Here is an 18,793-nt window from a genome sequence, read left to right as displayed (position 1 = left end):
CCGCGACCGACGCCATGCCGCTCGCCATCACCGTGAAGATCTCGGCGCTCGTCATGTTCCGCACGAACGGCTTCACGAGCGCGGCATCTCGCTTTGCCCGAGGAAGATCGTCGCGACGGCCGAGCACGCCTCGATACGGCTCACGCCGAGCACTTTCGCGAGCCCCGCGCCGAGGATCGCAACGATCCACTTCATCACGCCGATGTAGTACAGCACCGCGATCAGCGCGGTGACGAAGATGATCATCGCAGCACGCGCAGGCCGAACACGAACCCGCCGTCGCCGAACAGCTGGAACATCCGGCTGTCGACCAGCCCGCCGAACACGAACGCGATGCCGTGATTGCCCATGTCGAGCACGCGATTGACGCCGTGCGCGGCCGCAGCCAGCGCCGCGCGGCCCGACGGCACGAACAGCACCAGTGCGCCGATCGCGAGCTGCGTGAGCAGCGCGGCAATCATGGTCCGGCCGCTCACCGCACGCGGTTGTTCGACAGCAGGTAAGCCACCAACAGCAGGAACGACATACCCAGGAGACTGCGCAGAATATCCACTTTGTGCTCCTTTCTCTCAATGTTATTGATCTTGTCCGGCACGCGGCCCGGAACGCTCTTGTGACGCTGTCGGTGGATATTACTCGTTCGGCGCGCTCAAATGCGTGCGGGGCGTGCCGCTCGAACCGGCACGCCCCGCGCGACACACGCCGTTCAGCCCGCGCGCTCGACCGGATGCGGTTCGCGCAGCCGGTTCGCGATGCGAGCCGCCTCGTAGTAGCCGGCCGCCGGCGGCCGTTTCAGATAGTGGCCCGCGCCGCGCACCGCGCGCAGGTCGCCGTCGGCCCAGGCGAGTGCGCCGCGCGTGAGCGTGTGCGTCGCGACGCCCTGCACGGTCATCCCCTCGAACACGTTGAAGTCGACCTGCTGGTGATGGGTCTTCACCGAGATCGTCTTCGTCGCGGCCGGGTCCCACACGACGAGGTCGGCATCGGCGCCCACCTGCACGGCCCCCTTGCGCGGATACAGGTTGAAGATCTGCGCGGCGTTCGTCGACGTGATCCGCACGAACTCGTTCGGCGTGATGCGGCCGTGATTCACGCCGTGATGCCACAGCACCGGACATGCGATCCTCGACGCCGCCGCAACCGTTCGGGATCTTCGTGAAATCGTCGCGGCCCATCGCCTTCTGCGACGCACAGAACACGCAGTGATCGGTCGCCGTCGTATGCAGTTGCCCCGCCTGCAGCCCGCGCCACAGCGCCTCGCGATGCTCGGCCGAGCGGAAACGGCGGGCTCATCACGTGCGCTGCCGCACGCGTCCAGTCCGGGTCGCGATAGACGGCCTCGTCGATCACCAGGTGACCCGGCAGCACTTCGCCGAACACGCGCAGCCCCTCGCTGCGCGCGCGCGTGATCGCATCGACCGCATCCTTCGACGATACGTGCACGATATACACGGGGACGCCAAGCACCTGCGCGATGCGGATCGCGCGGTTCGCGGCCTCGCCTTCGACCTCCGGCGGGCGCGACAGCGGATGCGCCTCCGGCCCCGTCATCCCGCGCGCGAGCAGCGCCTGCTGCAGCCGGAACACGAGTTCGCCGTTCTCCGCGTGCACGGTCGGCAGCGCGCCGAGTTCGAGCGAACGCGAGAAGCTGTTCACGAGAATCTCGTCGTCGGCCATGATCGCGTTCTTGTAGGCCATGAAGTGCTTGAAGCTCGACACGCCATGCTCGCGCACGAGGGTGCCCATGTCGCGGTGCACGCTCTCGTCCCACCACGTCACCCGCGACGTGGAAGCCGTAGTCGGCCGCCGCCTTCTCGGCCCAGCCGCGCCATTCGCGGAACGCGTCCATCAGCGGCTGCTTCGGGCTCGGGATCACGAAATCGATGATGCTCGTCGTACCGCCCGACAGCCCGGCGGCCGTGCCCGAGTAGAAATCGTCGCTCGCGGTCGTGCCCATGAACGGCAGTTCCATGTGCGTATGCGGATCGATGCCGCCCGGCATCACGTACTGGTCGTGCGCGTCGACGACGCTCGCGCCGGCCGGGGCGTCGATCGTCTCGGCGATCTGCAGGATCGTGCCGCCGTCCTGCGGGTCGGCGCAGAGCACGTCCGCACGGTAGGAGCGGTCCGCATCGACCACGGTGCCGCCACGAATCAGGATTGCCATAGGGTTGCCTCCTCGTTGACTGTCGGGTGCCGCATGCTGCGCCGCGCGTCATGCGCTCGCGATCTGCGCGCGCTGTCCGGCGCGCCACTTCATCCAGGTGCCGTACACGCCCGACGCCAGCACGAGGCCGACGAACCACGCGTACGTGTACAGCGTATTGAAGAACGCCGGCACGTTCGGGAACGACGCCGGAAATGCCGTGTGCAGGAAGCCGGGCAGGTTCGGCAGCACGCCGACCGCGAGCGCGGCCAGCGCGGCCGGGTTCCAGCCGCGCGCGTAGCTGAAGCCGCCGCGCTCGTCGAACAGCGCGCGCGTGTCGAGCTGCGTGCCGCGAATCAGGAAGTAGTCGACCATCAGGATGCCCGCGACGGGCCCGAGCAGCGCCGAATAACCGACGAGCCAGGTGAAGATATAACCGTCCGTCGTCGCGAGGATCTTCCACGGCATCATCACGATCGCGATCGTCGCGGTGATCATCCCGCCCGCGCGGTACGAGATGGCCTTCGGCCACAGGCTCGAGAAGTCGTACGCGGGGCCGACGAGATTCGCGGCGAGGTTGCAGCACATCGTGTCGAGCGTGAGGATCACGAGCGCGATGCCCACGCCGATGCCCGTCATCCGGCTCGTCAGGTCGATCGGGTCCCAGATCGCATTGCCGTAGATCACGACGGTCGCCGACGTCACGACGACCGACACCACCGACAGCAGCGCCATCGGCAGCGGCAGCCCGATCGACTGCCCGATCATCTGGTCGCGCTGCGAATGCGCGAAGCGCGTGAAATCGGGAATGTTCAGCGCGAGCGTCGCCCAGAAGCCGACCATCGCGGTCAGGCCCGGCCAGAAGGTCGCCCAGAACAGCCCGGCCTTCTTGCCGCCCGCCGCGAACTGCGACGGCGCCGACAGCATCGAACCGAAGCCGCCCGCCTTCGACGTCGCCCACCACACGAGCGCCACGCACATCACGACCTTGATCGGCGCGGACCAGCTCTCGAGCCAGCGGATCGAATCGGTGCCGTGCAGGATGAAGTAGATCTGCAGCGCCCAGAACACGAGGAAGCACGCGAGCTGCCCGAACGAGATGCCGACGATCGGCAGCGCCGCGCCGTGCAACGCGTTGCCGGTCAGGATGTTCAGCAGCGTGTAGATCGCGCTGCCGCCGAGCCAGGTCTGGATGCCGTACCAGCCGCACGCGACGATCGCGCGCAGCAGCGCCGGCAGCTTCGCGCCCTGCGTGCCGAACGACGCGCGCACGAGCACCGCGTACGGAATCCCGTGCTTCGCGCCCGCATGGCCGATCAGCAGCATCGGCACGAGCACGATCAGGTTGCCGAGCAGCACGGTCATCACTGCCTGCCACGGCGACATGCCTTCCTGGATCAGCCCGGCCGCGAGCATGTACGACGCGATGTTCATCACCATCCCGACCCACAGTGCCGCGAAGTGATACCACTTCCACGTGCGCTGCGCCGGCGTCGTCGGCGCGAGGTCGTCGTTGTACAGGCTGCCGCCCTGCGCCGCGGCGCTGTCGGGATCGGCGGGGGTCGCTGCTGGTTTCATCGAAGGCACTCCACGTAAACGTCAGCGCCGGCATCGCACAATGCCGGCCCACGGGAACGAAAAACGGCGGCGCCGGATCTTCCGCACCGCCGGACGCAGGTCAAGCCGCCTTCGCGTGCTTATCGGGCGCCGCCGCCGGGCCCGCACTCGCGCCCGCGTCGGCACGCGTCGGGTTGTTCGGATGCGTGGTCCAGTTTGCGTACTCGCCCGAGTCGACGCGCTCCATCGTGATGCATTGCTCGACCGGACACACATGCATGCAAAGATTGCACCCGACGCACTCCGAATCGATCACTTCGAAGTGCCGCATGCCGTCCTTTTCGCGCGTGATCGCCTGGTGCGACGTGTCCTCGCACGCGATATGGCACAGCCCGCACTGGATGCAGCGGTCCTGATCGATGCGCGCCTTGATGTCGTATTTCAGGTTCAGGTATTTCCAGTCGGTCACGTTCGGCACCGCGCGGCCGCGTACGTCGTCGAGCGTCGCGTAGCCCTTCTCGTCCATCCAGTTCGACAGCCCGTCGGCCAGATCCGACACGATCCGGAAGCCGTAATGCATCGCCGCGGTGCACACCTGCACGCTGCCGGCGCCGAGCACGATGAATTCGGCCGCGTCGCGCCAGGTCGAAATGCCGCCGATACCGGAGATCGGCAGGTTCGGCGTTTCCGGATCGCGCGCGATCTCCGCGACCATGTTCAGCGCGATCGGCTTGACCGCCGGGCCGCAATAACCGCCATGCGTGCCCTTGCCGTCGACGGTCGGCATCGGCGCCATGTGATCGAGATCGACCGCGACGATCGAGTTGATCGTGTTGATCAGCGACACGCCGTCCGCACCGCCCTTGTATGCGGCGCGCGACCCCATCCGGATGTCGCTGATGTTCGGCGTGAGCTTCACGAGGCACGGCAGCTTCGTGCCCTCCTTGACCCAGCGCGTGACCATCTCGACGTACTCGGGCACCTGCCCGACGGCCGCGCCCATCCCGCGCTCGCTCATCCCGTGCGGGCAGCCGAAGTTCAGCTCGACCGCATCGGCGCCCGTATCCTCGACGAGCGGCAGGATCCATTTCCAGTCGCGCTCGTTGCACGGCACCATCAGAGACACGATCAGCGCACGGTCCGGCCAGTCGCGCTTGACCTGCGCGATCTCTCTCAGGTTCACGTCGAGCGGACGGTCGGTGATCAGCTCGATGTTGTTCAGCCCCGCGATGCGCTGGCCGTTCCACTGCACGGCGCCGTAGCGCGAGCTGACGTTGACGACGTGCGGATCGAGCCCGAGCGTCTTCCAGACGACGCCGCCCCAGCCCGCCTCGAACGCACGGTTGACGTTGTAGGCCTTGTCGGTCGGCGGCGCGGACGCGAGCCAGAAGGGATTCGGCGAAGTGATGCCCGCGATGGTGCAACGAAGGTCGGCCATGTTCGGCTCCGTGAGAGTGGGGTCGCTGTCGAGGATGCGTGGATGCGTGCGCGTGCGCTTATGCAGCCTTCGCGTCGCGCTGCGCGAGCGCGGCGTCGATCGACGCGGCCGCGCGCTTGCCGTCCTGTACGGCCTGCACCGTGAGGTCGATGCCGTCCGTCGCCGCGCAGTCGCCGCCGGCCCACACGTCGGGCAGTGCCGTGCGCCCGTCCGCGTCCACCGCGATGCGCGCGCCGTCCGCAGTCAGCAACGCGGCCGCGATGCCGTCCGGCACCAGCGTCTGGCCGATCGCCTTCAGCACCATGTCCGCATCGACGGTGAAGCGCTCGCCCGATGCCGCGTCAAACTCGACGCCCGTCACTTGCCCGTTCTCGCCCGCGATGCGCACGGGCTTCGCGTGCGTGACGAGCGTGACGCCGCTCTTCTGCGCGAACTCGCGTTCGGCCCACGTCGCGCTCATCGCATCCACGCCGCGCCGGTAAACCATCGTCACGCGCTCGGCGCCGAGCTTGCGGCTTTGCACGGCCGCATCGATCGCCGTATTGCCGCCGCCGATCACGACCACGCGCCGCCCGACCGGCACGTTCTCCAGCGCATCGGCCTGCCGCACCTGCTCGATGAAGTCGACCGCGTTCATCACGCCGGCCAGTTGCTCGCCGTCGATCGCGAGCGCACGCACGCCGCCGAGGCCCATCGCGAGAAACACCGCATCGTGCTGCTCGCGCAGCGTGTCGAGCGCTATGTCGCGTCCGAGCGCAACGCCCGTGTTCAGCGTGATACCGCCGACCGACAGCAGCCATTCGACTTCACGCTGCGCGAAATCGTCGACAGTCTTGTACGCGGCGATCCCGTGTTCGTTGAGGCCGCCGGCCTTCGGGCGCGCGTCGAACAGCGTCACGCGGTGCCCGGCGAGCGCGAGCCGGTGCGCGCACGCGAGCCCGGCCGGCCCCGCACCGACCACCGCGACATGGCGGCTCGTATCGGGCGCACGCGTGAAACGCACCGCACCGGTTGCCATCGCCCAGTCGGTCGCATGCCGCTGCAGCGCGCCGATCGCCACAGGTTGCGCATCCTGATGGTTGCGCACGCATGCGCCTTCGCACAGGATCTCGGTCGGGCACACGCGTGCGCACATCCCGCCGAGCGGATTCGCGGACAGGATGTCGGTGGCGGCGCCTTTCAGGTTGCCGTTGCCGATCTTGCGGATGAAGCTCGGGATGTCGATCTGCGTCGGGCACGCGTGCACGCACGGCGCGTCATAGCAGTAATGGCAGCGGCTGGCGGCTGCCGCCGCGGCCGTCGGATCGAGCAGCGGCGCGATATCGGCGAATTCGCACGAGAGTTGCGTGGACGACAGGCGATGCGCGGCGATATCGCCGGTTGGCTTGGTGGTCATACGCGTTCCTTCGACTGGGTGGAGACAAAGCCGTCCCCGCCGGCTGCGAATGCACAGTCGGGGCGGTCACGCTTAGGAATGCTACGGTCAGGCGATACGCAGCCTGCCGGCTGCTACGGTCGATTCGTCATGAAGCCGGCTCGCATGCGCGCGACAGCATCGCGTGCAGCAGCACGTTCGCGCCGGCCTCGATCCACGCGGGCGTCGCGTCCTCGATCTCGTTGTGGCTGATGCCGTCGACACACGGCACGAACACCATCGACGTCGGCGCGACCTGCGCCAGATAGCATGCGTCGTGCCCCGCGCCCGACACGATGTCGCGGTGCGAGTAGCCGAAGCGATCGGCCGCACCACGCACGGCCGCCACGCACGCCGGATCGAACGCGACGGGCTTGTAATAGAAAATCTGCTCGAGTTCCGTTTCGAGCCCGATGCCGGCCGCGATGCGCGCGACGCCGTCGCGCAGTGCGGCATCCATCTTCGCGAGCACGGCGTCGTCCGGATGACGGAAATCGACGGTGAAGAACACGCGGCCGGGAATCACGTTGCGCGAGTTCGGGTGGACCTGCATCATGCCGACCGTCGCGCAGCCGAACGGCGCATGATCGAGGCCGATCCGGTTGACGAGGTCGACCACACGCGATGCACCGAGCAGCGCGTCGCGGCGGCGCGGCATCGGCGTCGGCCCGGCATGCGCTTCCTGGCCGGTGAACGTGATCTCGTACCAGCGCTGCCCCTGTGCATCGGTCACGACGCCGATCGTCTTGCATTCCGCTTCGAGAATCGGCCCCTGCTCGATATGCAGTTCGAACGCCGCGTGCAGCTTGCGCCCGCCGCACGGCACGTCGCCCGCGTAGCCGATGCGCGCCAGCTCCTCGCCGATCGTCTTGCCGTCGACGTCCTTGCGCGACAGCCCGTATTCGAGCGGGAACACACCCGCGAACACACCGGACGCAACCATCGCGGGCGCGAAGCGCGAACCCTCCTCGTTGGTCCAGATCACGACCTCGACCGGATGCTCGGTCTCGATCCCGTGATCGTTGAGACTGCGAATCACCTCGAGGCCGCCGAGCACGCCGTAGATGCCGTCGAAGCGGCCGCCGGTCGGTTGCGAATCCGCATGCGAGCCCGTGACGACCGGCGCCGCGTCGGCCACGCGGCCCGCGCGGCGCATGAACACGTTGCCCATCGTATCGACCGTCACCGTGCAGCCGGCGGCCTTCGCCCAGCCGACGATCAGGTCGCGGCCGGCCTTGTCCAGATCGGTCAGCGCGAGGCGGCACACCCCGCCTTTCGGCGTCGCGCCGATCTTCGCGACTTCCATCAGGCTGTCCCACAACCGCTTGCCGTCAACCTTGATCGACGGGTCGAAGACCGGCTGCTTCACTGCTTCCGATACCGCGTTCATTCGCATCGCTCCTGTGGGGTCGGTGATGTCGTCAGCCCGGTCTGTGCCGGTGCGTGCAATGCCTGATTCGGGGGCAAACCCGCCCATGCGCGGTGCCTGCCCCGGTCGTGCGCGAAGTTCGTCCGACGAATCGCCGGAACTGCCTTCCGTCGCTCGTCGAATCCTGTCCGATTGGACAGGTTTTAGACGATCAAAATGACCAAAGCAATGTCTTTCTTTCCCAGATCGATAGAGCGAGAAACGTGCCATCGCAACGCAGCATCGCTGCGGATGCGCGGTTTCCGTACGCGTGCGTTCGACGCGGATCAGCGGCTAGAATGAAGCCCAACGCGGCATGCCCGCCGCGCGAGGGTAACGATGAGACATGACGAGGCGGCAGCCGAAGCGACCGACAGCGACGAAACGTCCGCGCCTTTGCGGCGACGCAAGGCACGCATCCGCGAGTCCAACGAAGCGCATCTGCTCGCGTGTGCGGAGGCCGTATTCGCGGAGCGCGGGCTCGACGGCGCGAGCACCGCGATGATCGCGGAACGCGCCGGCCTGCCGAAGGCGAACCTGCATTACTACTTCCCGACGAAGCTCGCGCTGTACCGTCGCGTGCTCGACGACCTGTTCGAGGACTGGCATCGCGCGGCCGGCACGTTCGAGGCCGGTGACGATCCGGTGGAAGCGATCGGCGGCTACGTGCGCGCGAAGATGGATCTGTCGCGGCGGCGCCCGCTCGGCTCGAAGGTCTGGGCCAACGAGATCATCCACGGCGCGGAGCACATGCCGGACATCCTGTCGCAACGCGTGAAGCCGTGGTTCGACACGCGCGTGAAGGTGATCGACGGCTGGATCGCGCGCGGGCTGCTCGCGCCGATCGACGCGCATGCGCTGATGTACCTGATCTGGGCGACCACGCAGCACTATGCGGATTTCGATGCGCAGATCCGCGCACTGAGCGGCAAGCGCACGTTCACGCGGAAGGCGTTCGACGAGAAGACCGAGCAGGTCGTGCAGCTCGTGATTCGCGCGTGCGGCGCGGTCTCGCCGAAAACGAAGCCGTAGCGCAACCGCGCAATCCGCCGAATCAAGAACGGGCGACGGGTAATGCGCAGAGGTTGTCTGCGCGATACCCGTCGCCCGCGTCGCAGCGTGCGTGCTGTGCGATGCGCGTTTCGCGTTACGCGATGCGCTCGATCGCGATGGCCGTCGCCTCGCCGCCGCCGATGCACAACGACGCGATGCCGCGTTTCAGGCCATACGTTTCGAGCGCGGCCAGCAGCGTCACCATCACGCGCGCACCCGATGCGCCGATCGGATGCCCGAGCGCGCACGCGCCGCCATGCACGTTGACCTTCTCGTGCGGCAGGTCGAGATCGCGCATCGCAGCCATCGGCACCACCGCGAACGCTTCGTTGATCTCGAACAGGTCGACGTCGCGCAGGTTCCAGCCGGTTTTCTCCGACAGCTTGCGCAGCGCGCCGATCGGCGCGGTCGCGAACAGGCCCGGCTTGTCCGCGTAAGTCGAATGCCCGACGATCACGGCCTTCGGCGTGAGGCCCAGGCGTTCCGCTTCCGAGCGGCGCATCATCACGAGCGCCGCCGCACCGTCCGAGATCGACGACGCGTTTGCGGCCGTCACCGTGCCGCCATCGCGGAACGCCGGCTTCAGCGTCGGGATCTTGTCGAGCTTCGCCTTGCCCGGCTGCTCGTCGATCGACACGACCGTTTCGGTCTTGCCGGCCTTCACGGTCACCGGCGCGATCTCCGATACGAAATGCCCTTCGGCGATCGCGCGTTGCGCGCGCGTCAGCGACGCGATCGCAAACGCATCCTGCGCCTCGCGCGTGAACTGGTAGGCCTGCGCGCAATCCTCCGCGAACGTGCCCATCAGGCGACCCTTTTCATACGCGTCCTCGAGCCCGTCGAGGAACATGTGATCGAGCACCTGGCCGTGGCCCATCCGCATCCCCGCGCGCGCTTTCGGCAGCAGGTACGGCGCATTCGTCATGCTTTCCATCCCGCCCGCGACGGCCACGCCCGCCGAACCCGCCAGCAGCAGGTCGTGCGCGAACATCGCCGCCTTCATCCCGGAGCCGCACATCTTGTTGACCGTGGTCGCGCCTGCCGAAAGCGGCAGTCCTGCCTTCAGCGCGGCCTGCCGCGCCGGCGCCTGGCCCTGCCCGGCCGGCAGCACGCAGCCGAACACGATTTCATCGATGCGCTCGGCCGGCACGTTCGCGCGCTCGAGCGCCGCGCGAATCGCTACCGCGCCGAGCTCGCTCGCACTGGCCGCAGCCAGGTCGCCCTGAAAACCACCCATCGGCGTGCGCGCCGTGCCAACGATTACGATCGGATCCTGAGTCGTCATGATTCGCTTCCTCCAGTGTCAGCGCGGTGCCATGCGCAACGCGCCATCGAGACGGATGACTTCGCCGTTCAGCATCGTGTTCTCGGCGATGTGGCGCACCAGCGCCGCAAATTCTTCCGGGCGGCCGAGCCGCGGCGGGAACGGCACGCTCTTGCCGAGCGCGTCCTGTACGTCCTGCGGCATGCCGGCCATCATCGGCGTCGCGAAGATGCCGGGCGCGATCGTCACGACACGAATGCCGAACCGCGCGAGTTCGCGCGCGATCGGCAGCGTCATGCCTACCACGCCGCTCTTCGACGCCGCATACGCGGCCTGCCCGATCTGCCCGTCGAACGCCGCGACCGACGCGGTATTGACGATCACGCCGCGCTCGCCTTCCGCGTCGGCATCCTGCTTCGACATTGCTTCGGCAGCCAGCCGGATCATGTTGAACGTGCCGACGAGATTGATCGACACGGCACGTGCAAAGCGGTCGAGCGAGTGCGGACCGTCGCGGCCGACGACCTTCTCGCCCGGCGCGACGCCCGCGCAGTTGACGAGCGCGTCGATGCGGCCGAACGCGTCGCGCGCGGCGGCCACGGCCGCCTGCCCGTCGGCTTCGCTCGTCACGTCGGTCTTCACGAAGCGCGCGGCCGCGCCGAGTTCGTGCGCGAGGCTCGCGCCGGCATCGTCATTGACGTCCAGCAGCACGGCCTTGCCGCCTTCCGCGACGACCATGCGCGCCACCGCGGCGCCCAGGCCCGAACCGGCGCCCGTAATCAGAAAAACGCGATCCTTGATATTCATTCGCAGTCCGTATTCAGGGTTGAGCGGCCTTCTCGGCTTCCATCTTGCGCAACACGAAGCGCTGGATCTTGCCGCTCGGGGTTTTCGGCAGCGCGTCGACGAAGTCGATCGCGCGAGGATAGGCATGGGCGGACAGCCGCCGCTTCACGTGCAGGCTCAGTTCGTCGGCCAGCGCCGGCGTGCCGTCGAAGCCCTTCGACAGTACGACGAACGCCTTCACGATCTCCGTGCGCTCCGGATCGGGCACACCGATCACCGCGGCTTCGCTGACTGCCGGATGCTCGATCAGCGCGCTTTCCACGTCGAACGGGCCGATCCGGTAGCCGGACGACGTGATCACGTCGTCCGCGCGGCCGATGAAGCTCACGGTGCCGTCCGGCTCCAGTTCGACGTTGTCGCCGGTCCGGTAGTAGCCGCCCGCGATCGCCGGCGTGTCCTGCTGCCAGTAGCCGTGGAACCACAGCAGCGGCGAGCGCGCGATGTCGATCGCGAGATTGCCGGGCTCGCCGGGGCCGAGCTCGCGGCTCGCTTCGTCGAGCACCGCGACGCGATAGCCGGGCATCGCGAAGCCGGCCGAACCGGCGTGCACAACGTGTGCGAGGCCGTGATGATTGTTCACGACCATCCCGAGTTCGGTCTGGCCGTAGTGATCGTAGATCGGTGCATCGAGCGCCGCGTCGAACCAGCGCACGACTTCCGGATTCAGCGGCTCGCCCGCGCTGCTGACGACGCGCAGCTTGCCCTTCGCGCGCGCCGCCGCTTCCGTACCGGCCGCCATCAGCATCCGGTACGCGGTCGGCGAGCCGGCGAGGCTCGTGATGCCGAGCCGTTCGATCACGTCGTACGTGCTGTCGACCGTGAAGCCGCCCTCGTAGAGCGTCGTCGCGTGGCCGAGCAGCAGCGGGCCCGTGATCGCGTAATAGAGCCCGTACGCCCAGCCCGGATCGGCGATATTCCAGAACCGGTCGCCTTCGCGCAGGTCGACCGCGTCGCGCATGTACGCGCCGAACGCGAGCAGCGCGCGCAGCGGCACCGGCACGCCCTTCGGCAGGCCCGTCGTGCCGGACGTCGACATCATCATGAACAGGTCCGTGCCCTTGCGCAGCACCGGTTCGAACGTGTCCGGCCGTGCGTCGAGCGCCGCGCGGAAATCGATGTCGCGTTCCGGCAGCGCGTCGCCCGGCTCGCGCACCGTCGCGACCGGCGGGCAACCGGCGATCTCGTCGAGCTTCGCGCGATTCGCGACATTGGTCACGACCAGGCGCGCATCGCTCATCCGCAGACGGTGTTCGATCGCCTTCGGGCCGAACGCGGTAAACAGCGGCTGATAGACGGCGCCCGCGCGCCACGTGCCGAGGATCGTCGCGACGAGCTCGGGCGTGCGCGGCAACAAGCCGGCCACCACGTCGCCCGGCTTTACGCCCTGCGCGACCAGCAGGTTCGCCACGCGTGCCGACAGCGCCTGCATCTGCGCGAACGTGAAACGGTGGTGCTGCCCGCCGGCGTCGATCCAGTCGAGCGCGATCGCGTCCGCCGATGCGTGCCGGTCGCAACATTCGACGCACGCGTTCAGGCCACGCTCCAGGTCGCCGTGCAGATGCGCGGCGGCGGTCTCGATACTGAACCGGGCCACGGCGTCGGCGTAGGCCGGCACCGCCCGGGCGGTTGCTCCATCAGGCATGCGTGTCTCCTGTTCGTTATGACCGCCGGCGAGCCTGGGCGCGACGGGGGATACATCGATAGTAGACAGCCGGCACATTGCAATCAATGACAAACAGAATCTAGAATCGTGATCGCTTTTGCCATGTCGGGAGGACGCAGGAAAATGGGGCCGCAGATGATTTCGCCGGATTTCGTCGACGACGCGCTCGCGTGCCTGCGCCGGCAGCGCATCGCGACGGAGCCCGTGCTGCGCGCCGCCGGCCTGCCGGCCGCCGTGCGCGAGCCCGTCACGCCGCAACAGTACGGCCGCCTGTGGCTCGCGATCGCCGGCACGATCGACGACGAATTCTTCGGGCTCGCCGCACGCCCGATGCGGCAAGGCAGCTTCACGCTGCTGTGCCATGCGGTACTGCACGCCGGCACGCTCGACAAGGCGCTGCGGCGGGCACTGCAGTTCCTGCGCGTGGTGCTCGACGAGCCGCACGGCGAGCTCGTCGTGGCCGACGGGCAGGCGCAGATCGTGCTGACGCAGTCGGGCGCGCCGTATCCGGCATTCGCGTACCGGACGTTCTGGCTGATCCTGCTCGGCGTCGCGTGCTGGCTGACCGGCAGGCGCATCCCGCTGCAGCGCATCGATTTCGCGTGCCCGAGCCCCGACCAGCGCAGCGACTATCACCAGTTCTTCGGCGTGCCCGTGCATTTCGACCGCCCCGACAGCCGGCTCGCATTCAACGCCGCGTACCTCGCGCTGCCGACGATCCGCTCCGCGCAGGCGCTGAAGACCTTTCTGCGCGGCGCGCCCGGCAACCTGCTGGTCCGCTACCGGCACGACACGGGCTGGGTCGCGAAGACGCGCGCGCACCTGAAGGCGCTGCCGGCCGCCGAGTGGCCCGACTTCGATTCGCTGGCTGTGCGCCTCGGCACGACGCCCGCGACGCTGCGGCGGCGTCTGCGCAGCGAAGGGCAAAGCTTCGCGGCGATCAAGGACGAACTGCGCGGCGCACTGGCCCAGTCGCTGCTGCGCGGGCACGCGCTCAGCGTCGCGGAGATCGCGGCCGAGCTCGGCTTCACCGAGCCGAGCGCGTTTCATCGCGCGTTCCGGAAATGGACGGGCACGAGCCCTGGCGCGTTCCGGCGCGACGTGCATGCGGCGAATCCGGAATCTTGGATCGCGCGCTGATGATCCGGGTCGTACGCAGCGGATACGGGGATCCCGTCGCACGACGCTGATACGATTCGACACTCCGGCTGCTATCCGTTACCGATGTTTGTCTGCGTTTGATTGCATCGGTCACCGGCATCGACATTCCGGTGCGATGCGCCACGCGGCTCTCCGCAACGCTGACCAGCGCGACGTTGCGCCTCGGCCCTTCCGACCACATACTGGTCGGCCTGAACGAACAAGGTTGCGTCGATGGTGAGTGTCGATCAGGGTGCCGCTTCGTTCTTTGGCGTGATCGGAACCGCCGTGTCTTTGCTGGCAGCGATTCCGTACGCGCTCGCGATCTACCGGCGCACCGTTCGTCCGCATCTGTTCACGTGGCTCGTGTGGTCGGTCGTCACGGCGATTGCGGCCGCCGGCCAGTTCGTTGCGGGTGCGGGGCCGTCCGCGTGGTGCACGGCGGCGATTGCCGTCACGTGCTTCCTGACGCTGGTAGCCAGCATTTTTCGCGGCGAACGCGGCTGGACAGCCATCGACTGGTTTTTCCTGTGCGCGGCCCTTTCAGCCATTCCACTGTGGATGCTGACCGACGATCCGACAGTCTCGATCTGCCTGGTCACGCTGATCGAGCTTGCCGGCCTCGGCCCGACCGTCCGCAAGACGATCCGCGATCCGTGGAGCGAGAGCTTCGCCTATTTCGCGCTGTGCGTGCTCAAGTACGCGCTGGCGTTGCTGGCGCTGAGCACGTGGAGTGTCGCGGTCGCGTTTTATCCGGCCGTCAACATCATCGCGTCGGTCGGCATCTGCCTGGTGATGCTGGCCCGGCGTCAATCGCTGTCGAACGCGCGGTAGGCTCTTTCCGTCGCCGCTGTATTCGGAACACGTTGCGTGCTGCAACAGGTCACAACCGATGAGCGAAACCATAAATCTTCAAAGATGATGCGAGGTCCCGATATGGATGCAATCCGTACAGTCATCGAACCCTACGAAACCGCGCTTCGGGCTGCGATGCTGGCCAACGATGTCGACGCGCTCGATGCGTTGCTGGACGACGATCTGGTGTTCACCGTCCCGACCGGCCAGGTCATCTCGAAGGAAGACGATCTGTCCACGCATCGCGCGAAGCTCCTGCGCCTCGACAGACTCGATTTCCACGAAACGCGGGCATGCTCGGTTGGCGAGATGATCCTGACCACGACGAAGGCGACGCTTGTCGGCCGTTTCGATGACGCGGCATTCGACGGCACGTTTGCCTATACGCGCCTGTGGCGTCGATCGGGTGCGGACTGGCGCGTTGTCGCCGGGCATGCATCGCAGGTCATGTAGCCGCGCAAAGCGTGCGTTTTTGATCTGATGGGTGAGGGGGAAGAATGCGATATGACGCACCGTGGCGTTGTGCTCGAGAGAACCGAAGCGACCGACGGTTGCGAGTGAAGTTGCAGCGGATCAGTGGCCGGGTGTTTGATCGGCCCGACTGTCGACCTGATGACGCCTTCGGCACTCCAGCTCCGAGCACGCTGCCCGGCCGGCCTGCATTTTGTCCGCGCCAATGCAAAAACCCCCGCCTTTCGGGCGGGGGTTCCTGGCTTAGGGAGCCTGACGATTACCTACTTTCACACGGGAATCCGCACTATCATCGGCGTAGAGTCGTTTCACGGTCCTGTTCGGGATGGGAAGGGGTGGGACCGACTCGCTATGGTCATCAGGCAAAGAGGGTTGTCGCGTTGCTTCGCAGCACGACCAATCGGGAAGAAGCAGTAATTTTGAGTTGTGTGTATCACACACGAGAATCCAACTTGTCTCGTCTTGCTACGCAGGTCACCGGTACTTCAACCGGCGCGCCGCATCGATCAGCTTCGCTGCTCGACGCTCTGCGTGGGATGCTCGTAAGTGCTGAAGCACTAACGATCATCGACACAAGGCAGACTTGTTATAGGATCAAGCCTTACGGGCAATTAGTATCAGTTAGCTGAACGCATTACTGCGCTTACACACCTGACCTATCAACGTCCTGGTCTCGAACGACCCTTCAAGGGGATCTAGTCCCCAGGGATATCTCATCTTAAGGCGAGTTTCCCGCTTAGATGCTTTCAGCGGTTATCTCTTCCGAACATAGCTACCCGGCGATGCCACTGGCGTGACAACCGGTACACCAGAGGTTCGTCCACTCCGGTCCTCTCGTACTAGGAGCAGCCCCCTTCAAATATCCAACGCCCACGGCAGATAGGGACCAAACTGTCTCACGACGTTTTAAACCCAGCTCACGTACCTCTTTAAATGGCGAACAGCCATACCCTTGGGACCGGCTACAGCCCCAGGATGAGATGAGCCGACATCGAGGTGCCAAACACCGCCGTCGATATGAACTCTTGGGCGGTATCAGCCTGTTATCCCCAGAGTACCTTTTATCCGTTGAGCGATGGCCCTTCCATACAGAACCACCGGATCACTATGACCTGCTTTCGCACCTGCTCGACTTGTCGGTCTCGCAGTTAAGCACGCTTATGCCATTGCACTATCAGCACGATTTCCGACCGTACCTAGCGTACCTTCGTACTCCTCCGTTACGCTTTGGGAGGAGACCGCCCCAGTCAAACTGCCTACCATGCACTGTCCCCGACCCGGATCACGGGCCAAGGTTAGAACCTCAAACAAACCAGGGTGGTATTTCAAGGACGGCTCCACCGAAACTAGCGTTCCGGTTTCATAGCCTCCCACCTATCCTACACAGATCGGTTCAAAGTCCAATGCAAAGCTACAGTAAAGGTTCATGGGGTCTTTCCGTCTAGCCGCGGGTAGATTGCATCATCACAAACACTTCAACTTCGCTGAGTCTCGGGAGGAGACAGTGTGGCCATCGTTACGCCATTCGTGCAGGTCGGAACTTACCCGACAAGGAATTTCGCTACCTTAGGACCGTTATAGTTACGGCCGCCGTTTACCGGGACTTCAATCAAGAGCTTGCACCCCATCATTTAATCTTCCGGCACCGGGCAGGCGTCACACCCTATACGTCCACTTTCGTGTTTGCAGAGTGCTGTGTTTTTATTAAACAGTCGCAGCCACCAGTTTATTGCAACCCCTTCACCCTTTGCGCGCAGGCGCATCAAGCTACAAGGGCGTACCTTATCCCGAAGTTACGGTACCAATTTGCCGAGTTCCTTCTCCCGAGTTCTCTCAAGCGCCTTAGAATACTCATCTCGCCCACCTGTGTCGGTTTGCGGTACGGTCATCGTTAGACTGAAGCTTAGAGGCTTTTCTTGGAACCACTTCCAATTGCTTCGCTCCCTAAGGAGCTCGCGCCACACCCTTGAATTCCGCGCCCGGATTTGCCTAAGCGCCTTCTCCAATGCAGCGACCGGGACTTCCAACACCCGGACAACCTTCCGCGATCCGTCCCCCCATCGCATCTAACAATGGTGCAGGAATATTGACCTGCTTCCCATCAGCTACGCATTTCTGCCTCGCCTTAGGGGCCGACTCACCCTACGCCGATGAACGTTGCGTAGGAAACCTTGGGCTTACGGCGAGGGGGCCTTTCACCCCCTTTATCGCTACTCATGTCAGCATTCGCACTTCCGATACCTCCAGCACGCTTTTCAACGCACCTTCGCAGGCTTACGGAACGCTCTCCTACCATGCGTGCAAAGCACGCATCCGCAGCTTCGGTATATAGCTTAGCCCCGTTACATCTTCCGCGCAGGACGACTCGATCAGTGAGCTATTACGCTTTCTTTAAAGGGTGGCTGCTTCTAAGCCAACCTCCTGACTGTTTTAGCCTTCCCACTTCGTTTCCCACTTAGCTATATTTGGGGACCTTAGCTGGCGGTCTGGGTTGTTTCCCTCTTGACACCGGACGTTAGCACCCGATGTCTGTCTCCCGTGATTGCACTCTTCGGTATTCGGAGTTTGCTATGGCGGGGTAATCTGCAATAGACCCCCCAACCATGACAGTGCTCTACCCCCGAAGGTGAGACACGAGGCACTACCTAAATAGTTTTCGGAGAGAACCAGCTATTTCCAAGTTTGTTTAGCCTTTCACCCCTATCCACAGCTCATCCCCTAACTTTTCAACGTTAGTGGGTTCGGACCTCCAGTACGTGTTACCGCACCTTCATCCTGGCCATGGATAGATCACTTGGTTTCGGGTCTACGCCCAGCAACTGAACGCCCTATTCGGACTCGCTTTCGCTACGCCTGCCCTATACGGTTAAGCTTGCTACTGAACGTAAGTCGCTGACCCATTATACAAAAGGTACGCCGTCACCCCTTACGAGGCTCCGACTGTTTGTATGCATGCGGTTTCAGGATCTATTTCACTCCCCTCCCGGGGTTCTTTTCGCCTTTCCCTCACGGTACTGGTTCACTATCGGTCGATCACGAGTATTTAGCCTTGGAGGATGGTCCCCCCATCTTCAGACAGGATTTCACGTGTCCCGCCCTACTTGTCGTACACTTAGTTCTTTCATACTGTTTTCGCCTACAGGGCTATCACCTGCTATGGCCGCACTTTCCAGAGCGTTCGGCTAACAATACAAATAAAGAGTACAAGGCTCATCCCATTTCGCTCGCCACTACTTTGGGAATCTCGGTTGATTTCTTTTCCTGCGGTTACTTAGATGTTTCAGTTCACCGCGTTCGCTTCACTAGACCTATGTATTCAGTCTAGGATGACCCAAAAGGGCCGGGTTTCCCCATTCGGACATCTACGGATCAAAGCTCGTTTGCCAGCTCCCCGTAGCTTTTCGCAGGCTACTGCGTCCTTCATCGCCTGTGATCGCCAAGGCATCCACCACATGCACTTGTTCGCTTGACCCTATAACGAGTCTGTCTCATCGACAGTCGCTACAGGTTGAGTTCTCGCGTTGTGCCGTATTCCAAA

Annotated in this window: 14 protein-coding genes, 2 rRNA genes and 2 pseudogenes; 5 read left to right on the top strand and 13 right to left on the bottom strand. The window is 64.9% G+C overall.

Annotated features, from left to right (window positions below; translation table 11 throughout):
• Position 1 precedes the first annotated feature (1 nt).
• The 4 genes and pseudogenes from ABD05_RS34760 to ABD05_RS39240 all read right to left on the bottom strand — a co-directional run.
• A pseudogene (locus tag ABD05_RS34760) lies at positions 2–553 on the bottom strand (Na+ dependent nucleoside transporter N-terminal domain-containing protein); the annotation flags it as partial.
• Positions 554–706: 153 nt separating this feature from the next.
• Positions 707–1,111, bottom strand: coding sequence for an amidohydrolase family protein (locus tag ABD05_RS39250; protein ID WP_238594238.1), 405 nt, complete (start codon positions 1,109–1,111; stop codon positions 707–709).
• On the bottom strand, positions 1,090–1,746 hold the full coding sequence (locus tag ABD05_RS39245) for an amidohydrolase family protein (RefSeq protein ID WP_238594242.1): 657 nt from the start codon (positions 1,744–1,746) through the stop codon (positions 1,090–1,092). The genes ABD05_RS39250 and ABD05_RS39245 overlap by 22 nt, the downstream gene beginning before the upstream one ends.
• Positions 1,697–1,957: pseudogene (locus ABD05_RS39240) on the bottom strand (dihydropyrimidinase); the annotation flags it as partial. The pseudogene ABD05_RS39240 and the gene ABD05_RS39245, both read right to left, overlap by 50 nt.
• Here ABD05_RS39240 and ABD05_RS39235 point away from each other — a divergent pair.
• Complete coding sequence (locus ABD05_RS39235) at positions 1,956–2,120, top strand: hypothetical protein (protein WP_238594241.1); 165 nt, start codon at positions 1,956–1,958, stop codon at positions 2,118–2,120. The pseudogene ABD05_RS39240 and the gene ABD05_RS39235 sit on opposite strands and share 2 nt — an antisense overlap.
• Positions 2,121–2,215: 95 nt before the next feature.
• On the opposite strand, the gene ABD05_RS34750 is transcribed toward ABD05_RS39235, so the two are convergent.
• From ABD05_RS34750 to ABD05_RS34735, 4 genes are all read right to left on the bottom strand, one after another.
• Positions 2,216–3,724, bottom strand: coding sequence for an NCS1 family nucleobase:cation symporter-1 (locus ABD05_RS34750; protein WP_047903910.1), 1,509 nt, complete (start codon positions 3,722–3,724; stop codon positions 2,216–2,218).
• A 100-nt stretch (positions 3,725–3,824) separates the two neighbouring features.
• Positions 3,825–5,141: an NAD-dependent dihydropyrimidine dehydrogenase subunit PreA gene (preA, locus tag ABD05_RS34745; protein ID WP_047903909.1), complete on the bottom strand. Its 1,317-nt coding sequence runs from the start codon at positions 5,139–5,141 to the stop codon at positions 3,825–3,827.
• Between the two features lie 58 nt (positions 5,142–5,199).
• Positions 5,200–6,537: an NAD(P)-dependent oxidoreductase gene (locus ABD05_RS34740; protein ID WP_047903908.1), complete on the bottom strand. Its 1,338-nt coding sequence runs from the start codon at positions 6,535–6,537 to the stop codon at positions 5,200–5,202.
• Positions 6,538–6,664: 127 nt separating this feature from the next.
• The gene (locus ABD05_RS34735) at positions 6,665–7,945 is read right to left on the bottom strand and encodes a Zn-dependent hydrolase (protein WP_047903907.1); all 1,281 of its coding nucleotides are present in this window, start codon (positions 7,943–7,945) and stop codon (positions 6,665–6,667) included.
• A 357-nt stretch (positions 7,946–8,302) separates the two neighbouring features.
• Between ABD05_RS34735 and ABD05_RS34730 the strand changes: the two genes are divergently transcribed.
• Complete coding sequence (locus ABD05_RS34730) at positions 8,303–8,995, top strand: TetR/AcrR family transcriptional regulator (protein WP_047903906.1); 693 nt, start codon at positions 8,303–8,305, stop codon at positions 8,993–8,995.
• A gap of 115 nt (positions 8,996–9,110) precedes the next feature.
• On the opposite strand, the gene ABD05_RS34725 is transcribed toward ABD05_RS34730, so the two are convergent.
• The 3 genes from ABD05_RS34725 to ABD05_RS34715 are packed head-to-tail and all read right to left on the bottom strand — an operon-like array spanning position 9,111 to position 12,768.
• The gene (locus ABD05_RS34725; RefSeq protein WP_047904605.1) at positions 9,111–10,301 is read right to left on the bottom strand and encodes an acetyl-CoA C-acetyltransferase; all 1,191 of its coding nucleotides are present in this window, start codon (positions 10,299–10,301) and stop codon (positions 9,111–9,113) included.
• An 18-nt stretch (positions 10,302–10,319) separates the two neighbouring features.
• Entirely contained in the window at positions 10,320–11,087 is a 768-nt protein-coding gene (locus tag ABD05_RS34720; protein ID WP_047904604.1) for a 3-hydroxyacyl-CoA dehydrogenase, read from the bottom strand.
• Between the two features lie 13 nt (positions 11,088–11,100).
• Positions 11,101–12,768: an acyl-CoA synthetase gene (locus ABD05_RS34715; protein WP_047904603.1), complete on the bottom strand. Its 1,668-nt coding sequence runs from the start codon at positions 12,766–12,768 to the stop codon at positions 11,101–11,103.
• 144 nt (positions 12,769–12,912) lie between these two features.
• On the opposite strand from ABD05_RS34715, the gene ABD05_RS34710 reads away from it, so the two are divergent.
• The 3 genes from ABD05_RS34710 (at position 12,913) to ABD05_RS34700 (ending at position 15,237) form a co-directional block, all read left to right on the top strand.
• A complete protein-coding gene (locus tag ABD05_RS34710) occupies positions 12,913–13,929 on the top strand; it encodes an AraC family transcriptional regulator (protein WP_047904602.1) in 1,017 nt (338 codons plus the stop codon).
• Between the two features lie 234 nt (positions 13,930–14,163).
• Positions 14,164–14,763 (top strand): hypothetical protein, encoded by a 600-nt coding sequence (locus ABD05_RS34705; protein ID WP_047904601.1) that lies wholly within the window; start codon positions 14,164–14,166, stop codon positions 14,761–14,763.
• Positions 14,764–14,865: 102 nt separating this feature from the next.
• Positions 14,866–15,237: a nuclear transport factor 2 family protein gene (locus ABD05_RS34700; protein ID WP_047903904.1), complete on the top strand. Its 372-nt coding sequence runs from the start codon at positions 14,866–14,868 to the stop codon at positions 15,235–15,237.
• A gap of 268 nt (positions 15,238–15,505) precedes the next feature.
• Here the strand turns inward: ABD05_RS34700 and rrf are convergent.
• Positions 15,506–15,618: ribosomal RNA gene (gene rrf, locus ABD05_RS34695) — 5S ribosomal RNA — on the bottom strand.
• A 227-nt stretch (positions 15,619–15,845) separates the two neighbouring features.
• A 23S ribosomal RNA gene (locus tag ABD05_RS34690) occupies positions 15,846–18,727 on the bottom strand.
• Positions 18,728–18,793 lie beyond the last annotated feature (66 nt).

Source organism: Burkholderia pyrrocinia (assembly GCF_001028665.1).
GTDB lineage: Bacteria > Pseudomonadota > Gammaproteobacteria > Burkholderiales > Burkholderiaceae > Burkholderia > Burkholderia pyrrocinia.
Note: the sequence above shows the minus strand (reverse complement) of the source record. Positions and strands in the feature narration are given on the sequence as shown.